The 15,626-nt window shown below is 63.3% G+C and carries 17 protein-coding genes and 1 riboswitch; of the genes, 8 read left to right on the top strand and 9 right to left on the bottom strand.

Annotated features, from left to right (window positions below; genetic code table 11):
• Positions 1-24 precede the first annotated feature (24 nt).
• Entirely contained in the window at positions 25-831 is an 807-nt protein-coding gene (locus tag NKH80_RS14580; protein ID WP_352687375.1) for a DUF1194 domain-containing protein, read from the top strand.
• 18 nt (positions 832-849) lie between these two features.
• On the opposite strand, the gene NKH80_RS14575 is transcribed toward NKH80_RS14580, so the two are convergent.
• Positions 850-1,875, bottom strand: a complete 1,026-nt coding sequence (locus NKH80_RS14575; protein WP_352687377.1) for an RNA polymerase subunit sigma-70 — start codon at positions 1,873-1,875, stop codon at positions 850-852.
• 42 nt (positions 1,876-1,917) lie between these two features.
• Entirely contained in the window at positions 1,918-2,664 is a 747-nt protein-coding gene (locus NKH80_RS14570) for an SDR family NAD(P)-dependent oxidoreductase (RefSeq protein ID WP_352687379.1), read from the bottom strand.
• A gap of 256 nt (positions 2,665-2,920) precedes the next feature.
• Here NKH80_RS14570 and NKH80_RS14565 point away from each other — a divergent pair, with 256 nt between their 5' ends.
• Positions 2,921-3,241: a DUF1330 domain-containing protein gene (locus NKH80_RS14565; RefSeq protein ID WP_352687381.1), complete on the top strand. Its 321-nt coding sequence runs from the start codon at positions 2,921-2,923 to the stop codon at positions 3,239-3,241.
• A gap of 25 nt (positions 3,242-3,266) precedes the next feature.
• On the opposite strand, the gene metW is transcribed toward NKH80_RS14565, so the two are convergent.
• Positions 3,267-3,881 carry a methionine biosynthesis protein MetW gene (metW, locus tag NKH80_RS14560; protein ID WP_352687412.1) on the bottom strand — a complete coding sequence of 205 codons (615 nt, stop codon included), beginning with the start codon at positions 3,879-3,881 and terminating at the stop codon, positions 3,267-3,269.
• A 58-nt stretch (positions 3,882-3,939) separates the two neighbouring features.
• Entirely contained in the window at positions 3,940-5,109 is a 1,170-nt protein-coding gene (gene metX, locus NKH80_RS14555; RefSeq protein WP_292661143.1) for a homoserine O-acetyltransferase MetX, read from the bottom strand.
• A gap of 95 nt (positions 5,110-5,204) precedes the next feature.
• Positions 5,205-5,282, bottom strand: a riboswitch (SAM riboswitch).
• Between the two features lie 138 nt (positions 5,283-5,420).
• On the opposite strand from metX, the gene hisC reads away from it, so the two are divergent.
• Together hisC and NKH80_RS14545 are read left to right on the top strand one after the other, a co-directional pair.
• Positions 5,421-6,530: a histidinol-phosphate transaminase gene (gene hisC, locus NKH80_RS14550; protein WP_352992120.1), complete on the top strand. Its 1,110-nt coding sequence runs from the start codon at positions 5,421-5,423 to the stop codon at positions 6,528-6,530.
• A gap of 6 nt (positions 6,531-6,536) precedes the next feature.
• The gene (locus NKH80_RS14545; RefSeq protein ID WP_352687385.1) at positions 6,537-7,472 is read left to right on the top strand and encodes a prephenate/arogenate dehydrogenase family protein; all 936 of its coding nucleotides are present in this window, start codon (positions 6,537-6,539) and stop codon (positions 7,470-7,472) included.
• A 31-nt stretch (positions 7,473-7,503) separates the two neighbouring features.
• Here the strand turns inward: NKH80_RS14545 and NKH80_RS14540 are convergent, their stop codons facing one another.
• Complete coding sequence (locus NKH80_RS14540; protein WP_352751172.1) at positions 7,504-8,505, bottom strand: DUF2125 domain-containing protein; 1,002 nt, start codon at positions 8,503-8,505, stop codon at positions 7,504-7,506.
• A gap of 113 nt (positions 8,506-8,618) precedes the next feature.
• Between NKH80_RS14540 and NKH80_RS14535 the strand changes: the two genes are divergently transcribed.
• On the top strand, positions 8,619-9,152 hold the full coding sequence (locus NKH80_RS14535) for a gamma-glutamylcyclotransferase (RefSeq protein WP_352751171.1): 534 nt from the start codon (positions 8,619-8,621) through the stop codon (positions 9,150-9,152).
• 46 nt (positions 9,153-9,198) lie between these two features.
• Here the strand turns inward: NKH80_RS14535 and NKH80_RS14530 are convergent, their stop codons facing one another.
• Entirely contained in the window at positions 9,199-10,179 is a 981-nt protein-coding gene (locus NKH80_RS14530; RefSeq protein WP_352751169.1) for a quinone oxidoreductase family protein, read from the bottom strand.
• 332 nt (positions 10,180-10,511) lie between these two features.
• Between NKH80_RS14530 and NKH80_RS14525 the strand changes: the two genes are divergently transcribed.
• Both NKH80_RS14525 and NKH80_RS14520 read left to right on the top strand, forming a co-directional pair.
• Complete coding sequence (locus tag NKH80_RS14525) at positions 10,512-11,459, top strand: aldo/keto reductase (RefSeq protein WP_352751167.1); 948 nt, start codon at positions 10,512-10,514, stop codon at positions 11,457-11,459.
• A gap of 78 nt (positions 11,460-11,537) precedes the next feature.
• A complete protein-coding gene (locus NKH80_RS14520) occupies positions 11,538-12,158 on the top strand; it encodes a LysE family translocator (protein WP_352476268.1) in 621 nt (206 codons plus the stop codon).
• Between the two features lie 28 nt (positions 12,159-12,186).
• Here NKH80_RS14520 and NKH80_RS14515 read toward each other — a convergent pair whose 3' ends face one another.
• Entirely contained in the window at positions 12,187-12,987 is an 801-nt protein-coding gene (locus NKH80_RS14515; RefSeq protein ID WP_352505091.1) for a lysophospholipid acyltransferase family protein, read from the bottom strand.
• A gap of 105 nt (positions 12,988-13,092) precedes the next feature.
• Entirely contained in the window at positions 13,093-14,001 is a 909-nt protein-coding gene (locus NKH80_RS14510; protein WP_352505092.1) for a LysR family transcriptional regulator, read from the bottom strand.
• A gap of 132 nt (positions 14,002-14,133) precedes the next feature.
• Here NKH80_RS14510 and NKH80_RS14505 point away from each other — a divergent pair, with 132 nt between their 5' ends.
• Positions 14,134-14,754, top strand: coding sequence for a pyridoxamine 5'-phosphate oxidase family protein (locus NKH80_RS14505; RefSeq protein ID WP_352476270.1), 621 nt, complete (start codon positions 14,134-14,136; stop codon positions 14,752-14,754).
• Positions 14,755-14,784: 30 nt separating this feature from the next.
• On the opposite strand, the gene NKH80_RS14500 is transcribed toward NKH80_RS14505, so the two are convergent.
• On the bottom strand, positions 14,785-15,561 hold the full coding sequence (locus tag NKH80_RS14500; protein WP_352751164.1) for a YdcF family protein: 777 nt from the start codon (positions 15,559-15,561) through the stop codon (positions 14,785-14,787).
• Positions 15,562-15,626: the final 65 nt, after the last annotated feature.

Genomic DNA, 15,626 nt, shown 5'->3' with positions numbered 1-15,626 from the left:
CAGATGGGAACGTTCCGATCGGCCATGCTTGACGCTTTCGCCCTGCTCGCCTGCCTTGCCTGCGCCCCGGCGGCACCCGTGGCCGCGCCGGCCAATGCACTTGCCGTCGATGTCGAGCTGGTGCTGGCCGTCGACATCTCGCAGTCGATGGATGAAAGGGAGTTTGCCCTGCAGCGCGCCGGCTATGTCGCGGCGCTGCGCCATCCCGACTTCATCAACGCCGTGCGTGCCGGCACCTCCGGCCGCATCGCCATCGCCTATTTCGAATGGGCCGGCACCATCCGCGACGATGCGGTCATTGCCTGGCAGGTCGTCGACAGCAAGGAGAGCGCCAACGCTTTCGCCGACAAGATCGCGGCCCGCCCGTTCAGAAGCTTTCGCGGCACCTCGATTTCCGGCGCAGTGGCTTTCGGCGTCGAGCTTTTCAACGGCACGGCCTTCACCGGCAAACGTCGCGTCATCGACGTCTCGGGCGACGGCCCAAACAACACCGGCTTGCCGGTCACGACGGCACGCGATGCGGCGCTGGCGAAGGGCATCGTCATCAACGGGCTGCCGATCCTGATCAGCCCGTCACCCACCTTCAGCCATCTCGACCGGTATTATGCCGAATGCGTCACCGGCGGGCCTGGCTCGTTCGTGCTACCGATCTATGCTGCTTCCGAATTCGCCACCGCCACTCGCCGCAAACTGATCCTCGAGGTCAGCGGCATCGAGTATCCCAAGGTGGATCCGAGGACGATCCGCATCGACACACCGATCGACTGCCTGCAAGGCGAGCGCGACCGGCGGTTTTTCTCGGACCCATATTTCCCGGAACTCGACCGATAAGGCTAGCCCAGGGGCAGGTTAGGCTGGTGGCAGGCCGAAGGCCGGGAACAGAGATGGCCCGAGCGGTCCTATGAAGATCGTCAAGGAAGCGATCCCGCCCTCGGCTGCGTCGAACACGTGCAGGGAATGGGCCCGCCATTCAGGGCCATCGTGGCTGCGGGAATAAACCCCGACCGCCGGCTGGGCATTGGCCCGGGTGGCCAGCGTGCGGAAGCCGCCAAACCTCGGCCAGACGGTCTCGAAGAAACCGCGGATCGCTTCGCGGCCTTGATACCATTCGCGCCAAGGCGGCATTGTATAGATGGCGTCCTCACGCAGCAGCTCGATCAAGCTGTCGAGATTGGCGGCCTGCCAGGCCTGCATGTAGCGTTCGAGCAGCAGGCCTTCTTCGGGGCTGGGTCGTGATCGGCTGGCCGGCCGTCCCTGAGGATAGCGCGCCGCCAGCGTTGCACGGGCCCGCTGCAACGCACTGTTGATCGAAGCCGTCGATCCACCCAGCAAACGCGCCGTCTCAACAGCCGACCATCCCAGGACGTCGGCAAGCAGCAGCGCGGCGCGCTGCCTGGGCGGCAGATCCTGGATCGCGGCGACGAAGGCGAGCTGGACGGCCTCGCGGCTCTCGTAACGAGCTTCCGGACCTGGCTCGCTGCCGGCAATGTCTGGAAGCTCGGCGTCGGGGTAGGGCTCCAGCCAGGCGATGTCGGCTACGGGCCCGCCTACGGCCGCCCCGTGCGAGGGCGGCCGTCCGAGTTCCCGGAGAATGCGACGCGCCCTCGACCTCGCATTGATGGCGTTGAGGCAAGCGTTGGTCGCGATCATGTAGAGCCAACCGCGAACCGAACCCCGCCCGTCGAACTCCGACCTGGCGCGCCAGGCGCGAAGCAACGTGTCCTGGACGAGGTCGTCGGCCTCGTGCAGCGAACCCATCATGCGATAGCAATGCAGCTTGAGCTCGCGGCGATGGACGGCCGTGACCTTCTCGAAGGCCAGCCGATCGAGGATCGGCTGGCCTGCTGGTTCCAGAGGTGGTTGAGCGTCTGTCATGCGGGCTGTGCGGTTACGAGTGAGCGTTGCATTACGCGCGCCTCAAGCGGCCGGTGCAAGCCCGCTCCCGCTCACCATGAAGGAACTGCCTTGCGGCTGGCCGGTGGCGAGCGCGACCACCGCCCGTCCGACGTCGGCCGGGGTTTGCATGTCCGTCATGGCGGCGATGAAGTCCGCCGGCTGGATGCCCATATAGGCAGCGACGCTGTCGACGCCGGCCTTGCCCACGCCGGTTTCCGGCATGATGCGCATCGGCGCGAGCGCCATGAAGCGAAGGCCGAGGCCGAGCCGGTCGGCTTCCTTCTGGCTATGACCGGCCAGGAACATCTGCATGCGTTTTGCGCCGGCATAGCCGCCGGTATTGGGTGGCCCGCCGGTCAAGGCCGCGCCACTGGAGATCAGAACGATACGGGTTCCCGGCTTGAGCGGACGCCGCAGAGCGGCCCGGCAAAACAGGAACGATGCCTTGACGTCCGTGTCCCAATTTGCGGAGAACGCCTTCCAGTTCTGTTCGTGCAGCGGCGCGGAAGGGGCCAGCGCGCCTGCGCAGATTACCAGCACGTCCGGTTCCAGCGCGGCGAAGACCTTATCGGGGGCGGAGTCCACCGTCGCATCGACCACGAGCGTCTTCACGCCCGAGACCTCCCAGGCAAATTGCGCCAGGGCCTGTTTTCCGCGGGCCACGGCCAGCACCGTCGCTCTCTCCTTGAGGGCGGCCTCCGCGATGGAGCGGCCGACCCCGCGGCTGCCTCCGACGACTACAACATTCTGACCTTGCAACGATCCCATGGATCACCTCTCTGCTCCCGGCCGCCGGACCATCCAGGCGCGCTCATCGATAAGGACAGCGCAGGCGTGCGGAAATCATCGGCGCCAGGCGGAAATATTTTTCAGGTGACAGCAGGGCTCGCGCACGGCCCTGTTCGGAGCAGCAACGGCAGAGGCGCGTCGGTTTTGTATTCAGTGTCATTACCAGCGTGCAAGGTCTCGGCAAACTGCTCCCATCAAGCCGGTTGTCCGGCTTCGACCACCAGGGAGTACAGCCATGACCGCCTACGCCGTCGCGCATATGCGCCAGGTCACGCCGGGGCCGCAGATCGTCGAGTACCTGCACAAGATCGATGCCACGCTGGAGCCGTTTGGCGGGCGCTTCATCGTGCATGGCAGCGAGGTGGAAGTCGTTGAAAACACCTGGCCGGGCCACCTCGTCATGATCGAATTTCCAGACATGCAGCAGGTGCGTGCATGGTACCGCTCGCCCGCCTATCAGGAGATCTTGCCGCTGCGCACCGAGAATTCTCAGTCCGACGTGGTCCTGGTCGATGGCGTCCAGCACCCGCACAAGGCCACCGACGTTCTCGAATAAGGGGACGATCCGCGACGATTGGCTCTTATCGTTTCAGCAGAAACACCGCCTGCTGGCCGAAAAAATTCCAGAACCACCACGGCATCGAGAAGCCGATCCGCTGGCCATTGGCGTCGAGCGCGGTCGCCTTTTCCACCGTCGCGCCAAGCTCGTCGCACAGATTGACGAAATCGCGAATGGTGCAGAAATGGATGTTGGGGGTGTCATACCAGGAATAGGGCAGGTCCTTGGTCACCGGCATGCGGCCGTTGAACAGTAGCGAAAAGCGCACCCGCCAGTGACCAAAATTTGGGAATGAGACGATAGCGCGGTTGCCGATCCTGAGCAGTTCGTCGAGCACCAATTTCGGATTGCGGGTCGCCTGCAAGGTCTGCGACAAAACGACGAAGTCGAAGCCCTTATCGGGATAGAATTGGAGATCCTTATCGGCATCGCCCTGGATGACCGACAGGCCGCGCGCCACGCATTCGTTGACGCCGCGCTGCGACAGTTCCAGCCCGCGACCGTCGACCTTCTTGGTCGCCTGCAGCAATTCGAGCAGCAGGCCGTCGCCGGAACCGACGTCTAGCACCCGCGACTGCGGCGGGATGAGATCGGCGATGACCTCGAGGTCGACGCGCTGGGCGCGGTTGACGCTCATGGGCTCGTCACTTGCCTGGCGCATGGTCCTGATCCGAACAATCCGGAACTTTTCGGGGTCATGCGCCGAGCCCTCTCGCCCGCGCCGCCGAGGCGATGAAGCCTTTGATGGCGGCGAACAGTTCCGGTTCGTCGAGCAGGAAGGCGTCGTGGCCGCGGTCGGTCTCGATCTCGACGAACGAGACCGAGGCGCCGGCCGCGTTCAGCGCGTGCACGACCGAGCGGCTTTCCTCGGTCGGGAACAGCCAATCGCTGGTGAACGAAACCAGGCAGAAGCGCGTCTTGGTGCCGGCGAAGGCATCGGCCAACCGGCCGCCATGGTCGGCGGCGAGATCGAAATAGTCCATCGCCCGGGTCATGTAGAGATAGGAGTTGGCATCGAAGCGATCGACGAAGGTCATGCCCTGATGGCGCAGGTAGCTCTCGATCTGGAAGTCGGCATCGAAGCCGAAGGTCAGGGCTTCGCGATCCTGAAGGTTGCGGCCGAACTTGCGGTGCAGCGCTGCTTCCGACAGATAGGTGATGTGAGCGGCCATGCGCGCCACCGCCAGCCCCTTTTCCGGCCGCTTGCCGTGCTCGAAGTATTTGCCGCCATGCCAGTCCGGGTCGGCCATCACTGCCTGCCTGCCGACCTCGTGGAAAGCGATGTTCTGCGAAGAATGGCGGGCGCCGGTGGCGATCGGCAGCGCCGAGAAGACGCGCTCGGGATAGCTCGAGGCCCATTGCAGCACCTGCATGCCGCCCATCGAGCCGCCCAGCACGCTGAACAGCTGTTCGATACCGAAATGCTCGACCAGCATCAGCTGCGCGCGCACCATGTCGCGGATGGTGATGATCGGCAGGTCGAGCCCGTAGGGCTTGGCGGTGGCGGGATTGGTCGAGGCGGGGCCGGTGGAGCCGAGACAGCCGCCGATGACGTTGGACGAGATGACGAAGAAACGATCGGTGTCGATGATCTTGCCGGGGCCGATCAGCACTTCCCACCAGCCTGGCTTGCCGGTCACCGGATTGGTGTTGGCGACATGCTGGTCGCCGGTCAGCGCATGGCAGACGAGGATGGCGTTGGAGCGCGCGTCGTTGAGCGTGCCATAGGTCTGGTAGGCAATCTGGAAGGGCGACAGCAGCGTGCCGGCGTCGAGCTTGAGCGGCTTGTCGGCGCCGAAACGCAACACCGGGCTCGACGGCTGGTCGGCCTCGTTGTTGGTTTTTCGCGCGCGCAAAGCGACCATCACATCTCCTTGCCCGGCCTTCAGTTGTCCACCGCCGGTCCGGGCAACAACCAGCCAGGGCAACAAAAAACCGGCCATGCCTTCGCAAAGCCGGTTACAAGATGCAAGCGGCCCTTTAGCAAGTTGTTTAACGTGGCTGCAAGCCGACCGGCCAAATCACCACGGAACTTTCGCTGCTCTTCTAGGACCGACGCATGGCTTCGTCAACGGCAAGTTCTTGATCCCGAATTGCCGCCCCTCGACATTCCGGGCCACGGCTTGTATTTCCGCTGCGGCCTCCGGATGGAGGCACTCTCGACGGATTTCATGGAATGAGCCAGATACCGGATCAGACACGTCCAAGGCCCCGCGCCGGCATCATGGATATCGAAGCCTATGTGCCCGGCAAGAGCACGGCGCCTGAAGGTGTCGCCAAGGTCCACAAATTGTCGTCGAATGAGAACCCACTCGGCCCTTCGCCAAAGGCGATAGAGGCCGCGCGCGCGGTCGCAGACAAGCTCGCGGTCTATCCCGACGGCAGCGCCAGGCGCCTGAGGGAAGCGATCGCCGAGGTGCACGGGCTCAACCCGGCGAACATCGTCTGTTCCAACGGCTCCGACGAGATTCTGGGCCTGCTGGCGCAGACCTACCTCGCACCCGGCGACGAAGCGATCATCACCGAACACGGCTTCATGGTCTACAAGATCTACATACAATCGGCCGGTGCCGTCCCGGTAACGGTCAAGGAGACCGATGAACGCGCCGATGTCGATGCAATTCTTGCCGCGGTGACGCCGCGTACCAGGATCATCTTCCTTGCCAATCCCAACAATCCAACCGGCACCTACGTGCCGTTCCAGGAGGTGCGCCGCCTGCATGCCGGCCTGCCGCGAAACGTGCTTCTGGTGCTGGATGCAGCTTACGCCGAATATGTCCGGCGCAACGATTATGAAGCCGGCGTCGAGTTGGTGGGCAGCGCGGAAAACGTGGTCATGACCCGCACTTTCTCCAAATTGGGCCTGGGCGGGGCGCGGATCGGCTGGATGTATGCGCCAATGCACGTCATCGACGCGATCAACCGCGTGCGGGGACCCTTCAACGTCAATGCGACGGCAATCGAGGCCGGCATCGCAGCGATCCGCGACCGCGTCCATATCGAGCGCAGCGTGGCGCATAACGAGACCTGGCTGGCATGGCTGACCGAGCAACTAAGCGGGCTTGGGCTGCGGGTGACACCGAGCGTCGGCAATTTCATCCTTATCCACTTTCCCGAGGACAAAAAGCATTCGGCGGCGGCCGCCGACGACTACCTCAGTGCGCGCGGCTACATATTGCGGCGCGTTTCCGGCTACGGTTTTCCGAACGCGCTGCGCATGAGCATCGGCACCGAAGAGGCCAACCGCGGCGTTGTCGCCGCACTCGCGACATTCCTGAAAAGCTAGAACACCATGACCTCACCGATGTTCGAAAAGATCGCGCTGGTCGGCATCGGCCTGATCGGCTCGTCGCTGGCCCGCGTCATCCGCCGTGAGGGGCTCGCCGGCCAAGTCGCGATTTCGACGCGCAGCGAAGCGACGCTGGCGCGGGCGAGCCTACTCGCCCTCGGCGACACCTACACGACGGATGCGAAAGAGGCGGTTCGCGATGCCGATCTGGTCGTCGTTTCGGTGCCGGTCGGCTCTTCGGGTACCGTCGCCGCGGAAATCGCGCCGACGCTGAAGAAGGGCGCCATCCTTACCGATGTCGGCTCGACCAAGGCATCGGTGATCGCGCAGATGCAGCCGCATGTGCCTGATGGCGTGCACTTCATTCCCGGCCATCCTTTGGCCGGCACCGAAAAGTCGGGACCAGATGCCGGTTTTGCCGAACTGTTCGAGAACCGCTGGTGCATCTTCACGCCGCTGCCCGGCACCGATCCCGCGGCACTGGAAAGGCTCTCGGAATTCTGGCGCCGCTGCGGCTCCAACATCGACACGATGGACCCGCAGCATCACGACATGACGCTGGCCATCGTTTCGCACCTGCCGCACATCATCGCCTATAACATCGTCGGTACCGCCGACGATCTGGAGTCGGTGACCAAGTCCGAGGTCATCAAATACTCGGCTTCCGGCTTTCGCGACTTCACCCGTCTCGCGGCGTCCGACCCGACCATGTGGCGTGACGTCTGCCTGCACAACAAGGACGCCATCCTCGAAATGCTGGCGCGATTCTCGGAAGATCTGTCCTCGCTGCAGCGGGCGATCCGCTGGGGCGACGGCGAAAAGCTGTTCGACCTGTTCACCCGCACCCGCGCCGTCCGCCGCTCGATCATCGAGGCCGGCCAGGACATCGACGTACCGGATTTCGGTCGCCAGGCAGTCGAACACCCGCCGAAGGGATAAGCCGCGGCAGGCCGATCGCAGTCCCGACCGCCTAGTCAAGCGGCTTGATCTTGCCGAGCGGGATGAAGCCGAGCGAGGCCTTGCCCCTGACGATCTTCAGCGGCATCGACGGCTGGTTGCCGAGCAGCGCCAGTCCGGCAAAGCCGGTTTGGATCTCTTTCTTCTGCTCGGGGATGGCGGTGGCAAGGATCGCCGCCACGGCCTTTGGATCATTGAGCTTGATCGTCAGATCGGCATTTATGAGACCGCCGTCATCGACCGACAGCGGTCCGGAAACGGTGATGCGCGCAGTTCCGGACGACAGATCGAGCTCGTGGATTTCGGCCGCGAGGCCGCGCAGGCTCTTCGGGTTTGCCATGATCAGCATCACGCCGTTCTTCAGCGTCACATCGCCGCTGCCATCGAGCGGCGGCAAGACGCGCCCGTCGATGGCCGCCGCGTCGATTTCGAGATCGGTGAAATTGCCGGCATAGTCGATGTCCGGGCCGTTTGGGCGCAATTGCCCGCTGGCAGTTCCGGCGCTGAACAGCGAGACGGGATCGGTATCGTCTGCGGGATCGGTCTGGCCGGACAGGCCTTCTGCCTGCAGCGAGAGGCGTCTCGGCAGCGGCCAGGACAGCTTCATGTCGGCCCGCAGATCATCCCAGTCGATCCAGAGCGGGGTCATGCCGGGAACGGAGGTCCTGAGTGGCCCCCTAAGCTCGGCGGCAGGCGACAGAAGCCGCGTGATCTGGGTGGCGGCGTTGATCTTGCCTGTCGAGGCCGCGACGTTGCGGCTGTCGTCCTCGTAAGCCAGACTGTCGCAGGAAAGGGTGAAGCTGAAGGGATAGCCGCTGACCGCGAGATTGGCACAGTCGGCCTTGACGCCCTTGTCATCGAGATCGGCGACCGCCTTGTCGGCGGCGCTCTCGACCAGATCCGCCAGGTAGAACCAGCCCGCGCTGTAGATGCCGAACAGCACGAGAATGAAAGCGGCAAGCCACAACAGGCGGCGACGCTGGCTGGGCGGCTGGCGCTCGTCACTTGACGTCATGCTGCGGCTTTCGTTAACGCGGTGGCACGGGCGGGCTGTCGCTTGCGGCAACAACAGGTAGACGGACTGAAACACCACCGGTGGAGTGGTTCGTTACAATCAGGCTTGGCGATATGGGCGATTTTTGGGTTTTTGGCTACGGCTCACTGATCTGGCGGCCGGGATTCGCGCATGTCGAGACGCGGCGTGCCCGCCTGCATGGCTACCGCCGTTCGCTCTGCGTCTATTCTTTCGTGCATCGCGGCACGCGCGAACGGCCGGGCCTGGTGCTCGGACTCGACCGCGGCGGCTCCTGCATCGGGCTGGCGTTCCGGGTCCCAGGCGAGCTGCGCAACGAGGTCATCACCTATCTGCGCGAACGCGAGCTGGTCACCAACGTCTATCTCGAACGTGTGCTCAGTGTTCGCCTCGACAAGAGTGAAACGGATGGGAGCCGGACGGTCGAAGCCATCGCCTATGTCGTGGACCGCAGCCATGAGCAATATGCCGGTGCGCTCGACCCGGCCGAGGCGGCGGCCGTCGTTCGCGGCGCCGTCGGCCAGTCGGGGAGGAATGAGGATTACGTGCTCAGTACGCTGGAGCACCTCGAAGCACTGGGTATAAGCGATCATTGGCTGGAAGACGTGACGAGACGGATCACGACATAGCGCCTTTTATCGCGTTACCATGATGTTTTCGGTGTCGTGACGCGGGCTACATCCTGAAAATCTGTTTACCAAGATCGGCGCGATCCAGGCTGTTTGCCACCGCAAGCTTGAACTCGGTCAGCGCGTGGAGACCGCCGACAGGAACGTGGAAGCCCGGCTGGCCAAAGATGTCGATGATCTCGCGTAGGACAGGCCGGTCGGCTTCGGCAGGCGGCGAAAAGAAGTAGCGATAGATATTTGCCCTGATTTCGACGCCGCTCAGCAGCACATCGAAATTGTGCAGTTCGAAGCGCTCAGCACTCATTCCGCCATTGATCACCATCTGCCCGCCGAGCGCCAGGGTGCGGATCAATTCGCCGCTGACAGGTCCGCCGACATTGTCGACAATCCCGTTCAATCCGGCGCCGCCGGTGATATCCATCACCGCTTCCCGGATACTTGCCTTCAAGTCCGAAAGGTCAAGAATGGCAGAGGCGCCAAGCGTCTTCAGGTCGAAGCTCTGGTGCGAGCGCCGCACAAGCGCGATGACGTTGATGCCGCGTCGTTGGGCGAACTGCATCACCATTGTTGAAATCGACGAATAGCCGGCCGTGACAGCCAGCCACTGCCCGGGCCGGACACGGGAATCCGTCAGCAGATCCCACGCGGTAATGGGGTTCACCATCTGCCCGGCGCGTTCGACCGGATAGTCCGCAGGTAACGGGATCAGCCATTCGGCGGGAATGGCCGCGTACTCGGCCCAGCTGCCATAATAGCTGAACGCGACAAGCGTGCCCGGTTCCAGCAAGACGTTCGCGCCAACGGCTTCGACGATGCCGGCACCGTGGTTTCCCGCGATCTGCCGGGGAAAATGCGGCTTCTTCGGTTCGGGATAGAGGTTCTGGATAAACAGGAAGTCGCCCGGATTGATCGAAGCCGAGACCATCCTGACCAGCACCTCGCCGTCGCCGATGCGCGGCATCGGCAGGTCGTCCATGTAGAGCACGTCGCGCGGCGAACCGATGGCGTCAAATACGATTGCTTTCATGCCGTTCTCCATAACAAATGATCCCAGGCCAACAGTCTGGGCCCGGCCCGACCGCGTCGGCGCGGCGGAACCTACGGTCGGCCGGCAAAAGTCAGAATTGGCAGATTTGACAATCTATGTGCCAGATTTGCCAGATCGTTTCTTCAGAGGCTGCTGGTTTGGATATCCGGGACCAGCGCCTTGAGCCGGACACGGCGCGGCGGGTCGCGGCTTTGTGAAGCGCCGGCGGGTTGGCAAAGAGGCTATGCGTTTGACGTTGCCACGGCGCGACATAGGTTAGCCCGGTCGGCGGCTCCCATCCGCCCCAGCATGAATCACCATGGAGATCAGTCTTGCAGAAACGTCGTCTCGGTCGCACCGACCTATCCATCGCGCCATTGGTTCTGGGCGGCAACGTGTTTGGCTGGACCGCCGATGAGAAAACCTCGTTCGACCTCCTCGATGCCTTCATTGAGGCCGGTTTCAACGCCATCGACACGGCGGATTCCTATTCGCGCTGGATTGCCGGCCACCAGGGCGGCGAATCGGAAACCATCATCGGCAGATGGATGAAGAGCCGTGGCAACCGCGACAAGGTCGTCGTCATCACCAAGGTCGGTTCGGACATGGGGCAGGGCAAGAGGGACCTTTCCGCCGCCTATATCGAAAAGGCCATCGACGCCTCCCTGACGCGGCTGCAGGTCGATAGCGTCGATCTCTATCTGTCGCATTGGCCCGACCCGGCGACGCCGTATGAGGAAACGCTCGGCGCTTATCAGAAACTGCTCGACAAGGGCAAAATCCGCTATGCCGGTGCCTCCAACCTCGACGCCGCCCAACTGCGCGCCGCACTCGACGTAGCAAGCCTGCGCGGCCTGCCGCGCTACGACGTGCTGCAGCCGGAATACAACCTCTACGACCGCTCGTCCTTCGATGGTCCGCTGCGCGATCTGTGCGTAGCCGAGGACATTGGCGTCATCACCTATTTCAGCCTCGCCAAGGGATTTTTGAGCGGCAAGTACCGCAGCGAGTCCGACCTCGGCAAAAGCCCGCGCGGTGGCGGTGTGAAAGGCTATCTCAACACGCGCGGCATGCGCATCCTCTCAGCGCTCGATGCCGTGTCGGCCAGACATTCGGCCAAGCCGGCAGAAGTGGCGCTGGCCTGGGTGATGGCGCGGCCCGGCGTCACCGCTCCGATCGCCAGCGCGACGACGCTCGACCAGCTCTACAGCCTGGTGCGGGCCGCGTCGTTGCAGCTCAGCCCGGACGATATCGCCGAGCTCGACAAGGGCAGCGCATAGCCGCGCACGATCGTTCAAGACCGGCGCCGCTGCCTTGCCCTACCGTCCCTGCATCGTCACAGGATGCAGGGACGTCGCATGGCCGGACAGGGTCTTCTCGATCAGCAGCTATGGCAGCAATTGCTGGCGCTTGTGCTGGCATCGGCCATCGTTATGGGCAGCCCGGGGCCGGCGACGATAAGTGTCACCGCGATCGGCGCCGCGTTCGGCCTGCGCGATTCGCTCCGTTATGCCTCGGGAATCGTTGTCGGCACGGTCCTCGTGCTTTTGGTGGTGGCGACGGGCATCATGGCCGTTCTCACCGCGCTGCCGAAGCTCGCAGCGCTGTTGGCGGTCGCCTCGGCAGCCTACATCCTCTATCTGGCGTTCAAGATAGCGACGGCGCCGCCACTGGCGGCACGCGTCGGTAGGGCAGCGCTTCCCACTTTCCTTGGCGGGTTCCTTCTGGCCGTTGCCAATCCGAAAGCCTATGTGGCGATTGCCGCCGTGTTTGCCGGCGCGTCTTCCGGCACCGGCGGTCTTGCTATTTCAGCCAAGCTGGCGGTCCTCGCCTTGATGATCGTTGCCATTCATCTCTTGTGGCTTCTCGCCGGCGCGGCTTTTGCACGTTTGCTGCGCAAACCGCTGGCGTCGCGGATCATCAATCTGGTGTTTGCCGTGACGCTGATTGCAACAGCCGCCCTGGCTGTCTTGCCGTGAGCCCTTCTGGCGTTCGCGGCGGGGTGTCTCAGCCTTTCAATTCACGTTTCGCGTCCAGCTCACCAAGCCTTTTCACCGCCGTCGGCGGCATCGGCGGCGGGTTCGGCGTCTGCGACGCCTCGACGAGGAGCTGGTCGCAGGCGGCTTCCGTCTCGCCGATCAGCCGGTGCATGAATTCTTCCTTGCCGAGGCCCGGCGGAATCGGCGGCAGGAAGCGCGCCTTGATCGTACCGGGATAGCGCAGGAATTTGCGGCGCGGCCAATAGAGGCCGGCGACGTGAGCGACGGGCACCACTGGAATGCCAAGTTGCGCATAAAGTTCGACGATGCCGTATTTGTAGACCGGTTCGTCACCCGGCGCACGGCGCGTGCCCTCGGGATAGATGATGAGCTGGCGCGGATTGCGCGCCAATTCCTGTTTGGTCGCGGCGATCACCATCTTCAATGCCTTCGAGCGGCTGCCGCGATCGACCGGAATCATCCGCATCTTCAAGATGTACCAACCGAAGAACGGGATCCAGGTCAGCTCCCGCTTCAATATGTAAACGGGATCGTCGAGATACGGCAGGAAAGCGATCGTGTCCCAGAAGGACTGATGCTTCGGCGCCAGGATGAAGGAGCCTTCAGGCAGGTTTTCCTGGCCGGTGATCTCACTTCTGGTGCCGGCGACCTTGTCGTAGAGCCACATGCTGGTGCGCGACCAGAATTTCGGCACAAACCAGGCGCGATGGCGCGGCGACAGGAAATAATACGGAGTCCAGAGGATCATCTGGACGATCAAGTTGAGGTAGAAGGCGAGATTGAACGCCAGCGAGCGGAAATAGAGCATACAGCAAGTGCCCGGTGAGGAGGTGTGCGTTGGTACACCAAGCGCCGGCAAAAAGGAAACGCTGCGAGGCGGGCGATCGGCCGCTCTTGCGATGGACCGTCTTCGTCACATTTGCCACGTCGCCTGCAGCAGGCGCTGTCTCAGGCGCGGGGCGGCGAAGTCGAGGAATGCACGCAGCTTCACCGGCAGAAGCCCCTGGCCGGCATGGACGAGGCTCACCGGCCATGGGTCCGGCTCAAACTCCTGCAACACCGGGCGCAGCGTACCCGACCGGACGGCGGGGGCGATCTGGTAGGAAAGCAGCCTCGTCACGCCGACGCCGGCAATCGCCGCATCGATTGCTGCCTCAGCCGTGTTGACCCGTAACCTGGAGCGGACCGGCACGCTGAATTCAGTCTTGCCGGTGGCGAAGCTCCAACTGGCGGCGGTGAGCCCTTCGAAGGTGATTGCACTGTGTCCTGCAAGGTCTTGCGGCGTTTTCGGTGTGCCGTGCTCGGCGAGATAGGCCGGGCTCGCGCAAACGACGCGGCGGATTGAACCCAGGCGGGTGGCGATCAGGCTCGAATCGGCAAGCTCGCCGATGCGGATGGCGAGGTCGATGTGCTCTTCGACCAGCTGGGTTATCCGGTCGGCGAGTGTAAGCCGCACACTTACCTCGGGATAGACGGAGAGAAAGCCGGTGACGACCGGCAGCACATGCAGGCGGCCGAAGACGATCGGCGCAGTGACGATCAGTTCGCCGGTCGGGGCGCTGTATTCGCCGGCGGCCATTCGCTCGGCCTCGCCGATCTCATCGAGAATGCGACGACAGGCGGCGAGATAGGCGTGGCCCGCATCGGTCAGCGACAGCTGCCGCGCCGAGCGGTTCAACAGCCGTGTCTTCAGGTGCCTTTCCAGGTCCGAAACCTTGCGGCTGACCGTCGTCAGCGGAATGCCGAAGCGACGCCCGGCAGCCGAGAGGCTGCCTGTCTCCGCCGCGGCAACGAAAAGCGACATGGACTGGAGGCGATCCATAGCTCTACCGAAAATTTGCCCTTCCGAAAAACGGAAGGATAGGTTGCAGATATGGCATCTGCATCTCGAAGACGGAAGGCCCTATTCTCGTAAGCGAACAATGCAGCGCACTCGGCGCCTAAGGAGATCTTCATGAACGCTCACACCAGCGATGTCGCCTTCACCCCGACGGTGAAGGCGATCCAGGCCCGCAAGGGCTCGCGCCAGGCCTATGCCCGTGTCGAGGAGCGTGGCGGCTGGCAGGCGGCAATCACGCCCGATCTCGCCGCCTTCATCGAGGCGCAGACCAGCGTCTTTCTGTCGACCGCCAATGCGGACGGGCAGCCTTACATCCAGCATCGCGGCGGGCCTGCCGGTTTCCTCAAGGTGCTCGACGAATGGACGATCGGCTTTGCCGATTTTTCCGGCAACAGGCAGTTCATCACCCAGGGCAACCTCAGCGACAACCCACAGGCTTTCCTGTTTCTGATCGATTATGCGCACCGGCAGCGCATCAAGATCTGGGGCAAAGCGCAAGTCGTCGAGGGCGATGCCGAGCTGACGGCAAAGCTGATGCCGCAAGACTATAGGGCGCGACCCGAGCAGGTTATCCTGTTTACGGTTTCGGCTTGGGATTCAAATTGTTCGCAGCACATCCCGCAGCGTTTCGAAGCGGCCGACGTGGCGGCGGCGCTGGGCGAACGCGACAAGCGCATCGAACGGCTCGAACAGGAGATCGCACGCTTGCGATCGGATGCAGCAGCCAGGGGATAAGAGCCAGGGGATAAAAAGTGCCGGTGCCGTTCAGCTTCCGCCTGCGGCGTCGGCCAGCGCGACGCTCTCGGTTTGCTTCACCGGCATGATGCCGCGCGCCAGCGCCAGCAGGTATTTGTTATATTCGGTGAACAGTACACGCAGCGCTTCCGGCTTGGTCAGCCAGCCGCCATTCTCGAGGTTGGTGTTGACCACCGGATAGGGCTCGAGCCTTGCGCCGTGCAGCAGCCGGCCCATTTCCAGCAGGCTGCGCGGCATGTGATAATTGTTGGTGACGAGAATGACGGTGCCGTAGGCATGGTCCTCGACCCATTTGGCGCTTTCCTCGGCATTGCCGATCGTGTCGAGCGCAGCGCGGTCGATGTCGACACAGCATGAAAACAGCCTCTTGTCGCCGCCGGTCGCGGCTTGAAGCTGGCGGCGGCTGGCGGAAGGATGGACGCCGCTGATCAGCAGCCGCTCGCCCTTGCCTGACGCAAGCAGGCCCATAGCAGCGTCGAGTCGCGACTGGCCGCCGGTCAGCACGATGATAGCGTCGGCCCTTGCCGGATTGGCGGGCGTCGTCAGATGGCTGACGGTATTGGCGAACCAGCCGAAGCCGGCAACAAACAACGCCACAAGGGCGAGCAGAAGGAGAGCCGAGAGGCGCAAGGAGCGGGCTGCCAGCAGCCGCCCATGTTTGGCGGATTGATGTTTGGCGGATTGATCCGGCTTGGCAAATTCATCAGGCCCGGCGAATTCATGCGGACGCGCAACCAGCACTGGCATGCACCCAGCGGTATCGGTCGAGTCCCGAACGTCCATCATGAAATGGTTAATCCCGAAATACGGCCTTTGGTAGGAAAAAAATGCAATTTTCGTGACGAGGCGTT

Source organism: Mesorhizobium sp. M0904 (assembly GCF_040319475.1).
In the GTDB taxonomy this organism is placed as follows: domain Bacteria; phylum Pseudomonadota; class Alphaproteobacteria; order Rhizobiales; family Rhizobiaceae; genus Mesorhizobium.
This window is presented reverse-complemented; position numbering and strand designations above follow the sequence as displayed.

Bases quoted from the DNA above. Each gene is read 5' to 3' on its own strand.
- NKH80_RS14580 (WP_352687375.1), top strand. From the start codon at position 25: ATGCTTGACGCTTTCGCCCTGCTCGCCTGCCTTGCCTGCGCCCCGGCG.
- NKH80_RS14535 (WP_352751171.1), top strand. From the start codon at position 8,619: ATGGGCGATTTTTGGGTTTTTGGCTACGGCTCACTGATCTGGCGGCCG.
- NKH80_RS14545 (WP_352687385.1), top strand. From the start codon at position 6,537: ATGACCTCACCGATGTTCGAAAAGATCGCGCTGGTCGGCATCGGCCTG.
- NKH80_RS14500 (WP_352751164.1), bottom strand. From the start codon at position 15,561: ATGATGGACGTTCGGGACTCGACCGATACCGCTGGGTGCATGCCAGTG.
- NKH80_RS14515 (WP_352505091.1), bottom strand. From the start codon at position 12,987: ATGCTCTATTTCCGCTCGCTGGCGTTCAATCTCGCCTTCTACCTCAAC.
- NKH80_RS14505 (WP_352476270.1), top strand. From the start codon at position 14,134: ATGAACGCTCACACCAGCGATGTCGCCTTCACCCCGACGGTGAAGGCG.
- metW (WP_352687412.1), bottom strand. From the start codon at position 3,881: ATGAGCGTCAACCGCGCCCAGCGCGTCGACCTCGAGGTCATCGCCGAT.
- NKH80_RS14530 (WP_352751169.1), bottom strand. From the start codon at position 10,179: ATGAAAGCAATCGTATTTGACGCCATCGGTTCGCCGCGCGACGTGCTC.
- NKH80_RS14575 (WP_352687377.1), bottom strand. From the start codon at position 1,875: ATGACAGACGCTCAACCACCTCTGGAACCAGCAGGCCAGCCGATCCTC.
- hisC (WP_352992120.1), top strand. From the start codon at position 5,421: ATGAGCCAGATACCGGATCAGACACGTCCAAGGCCCCGCGCCGGCATC.
- NKH80_RS14570 (WP_352687379.1), bottom strand. From the start codon at position 2,664: ATGGGATCGTTGCAAGGTCAGAATGTTGTAGTCGTCGGAGGCAGCCGC.
- NKH80_RS14510 (WP_352505092.1), bottom strand. From the start codon at position 14,001: ATGGATCGCCTCCAGTCCATGTCGCTTTTCGTTGCCGCGGCGGAGACA.
- NKH80_RS14540 (WP_352751172.1), bottom strand. From the start codon at position 8,505: ATGACGTCAAGTGACGAGCGCCAGCCGCCCAGCCAGCGTCGCCGCCTG.
- metX (WP_292661143.1), bottom strand. From the start codon at position 5,109: ATGGTCGCTTTGCGCGCGCGAAAAACCAACAACGAGGCCGACCAGCCG.
- NKH80_RS14520 (WP_352476268.1), top strand. From the start codon at position 11,538: ATGGCCGGACAGGGTCTTCTCGATCAGCAGCTATGGCAGCAATTGCTG.
- NKH80_RS14565 (WP_352687381.1), top strand. From the start codon at position 2,921: ATGACCGCCTACGCCGTCGCGCATATGCGCCAGGTCACGCCGGGGCCG.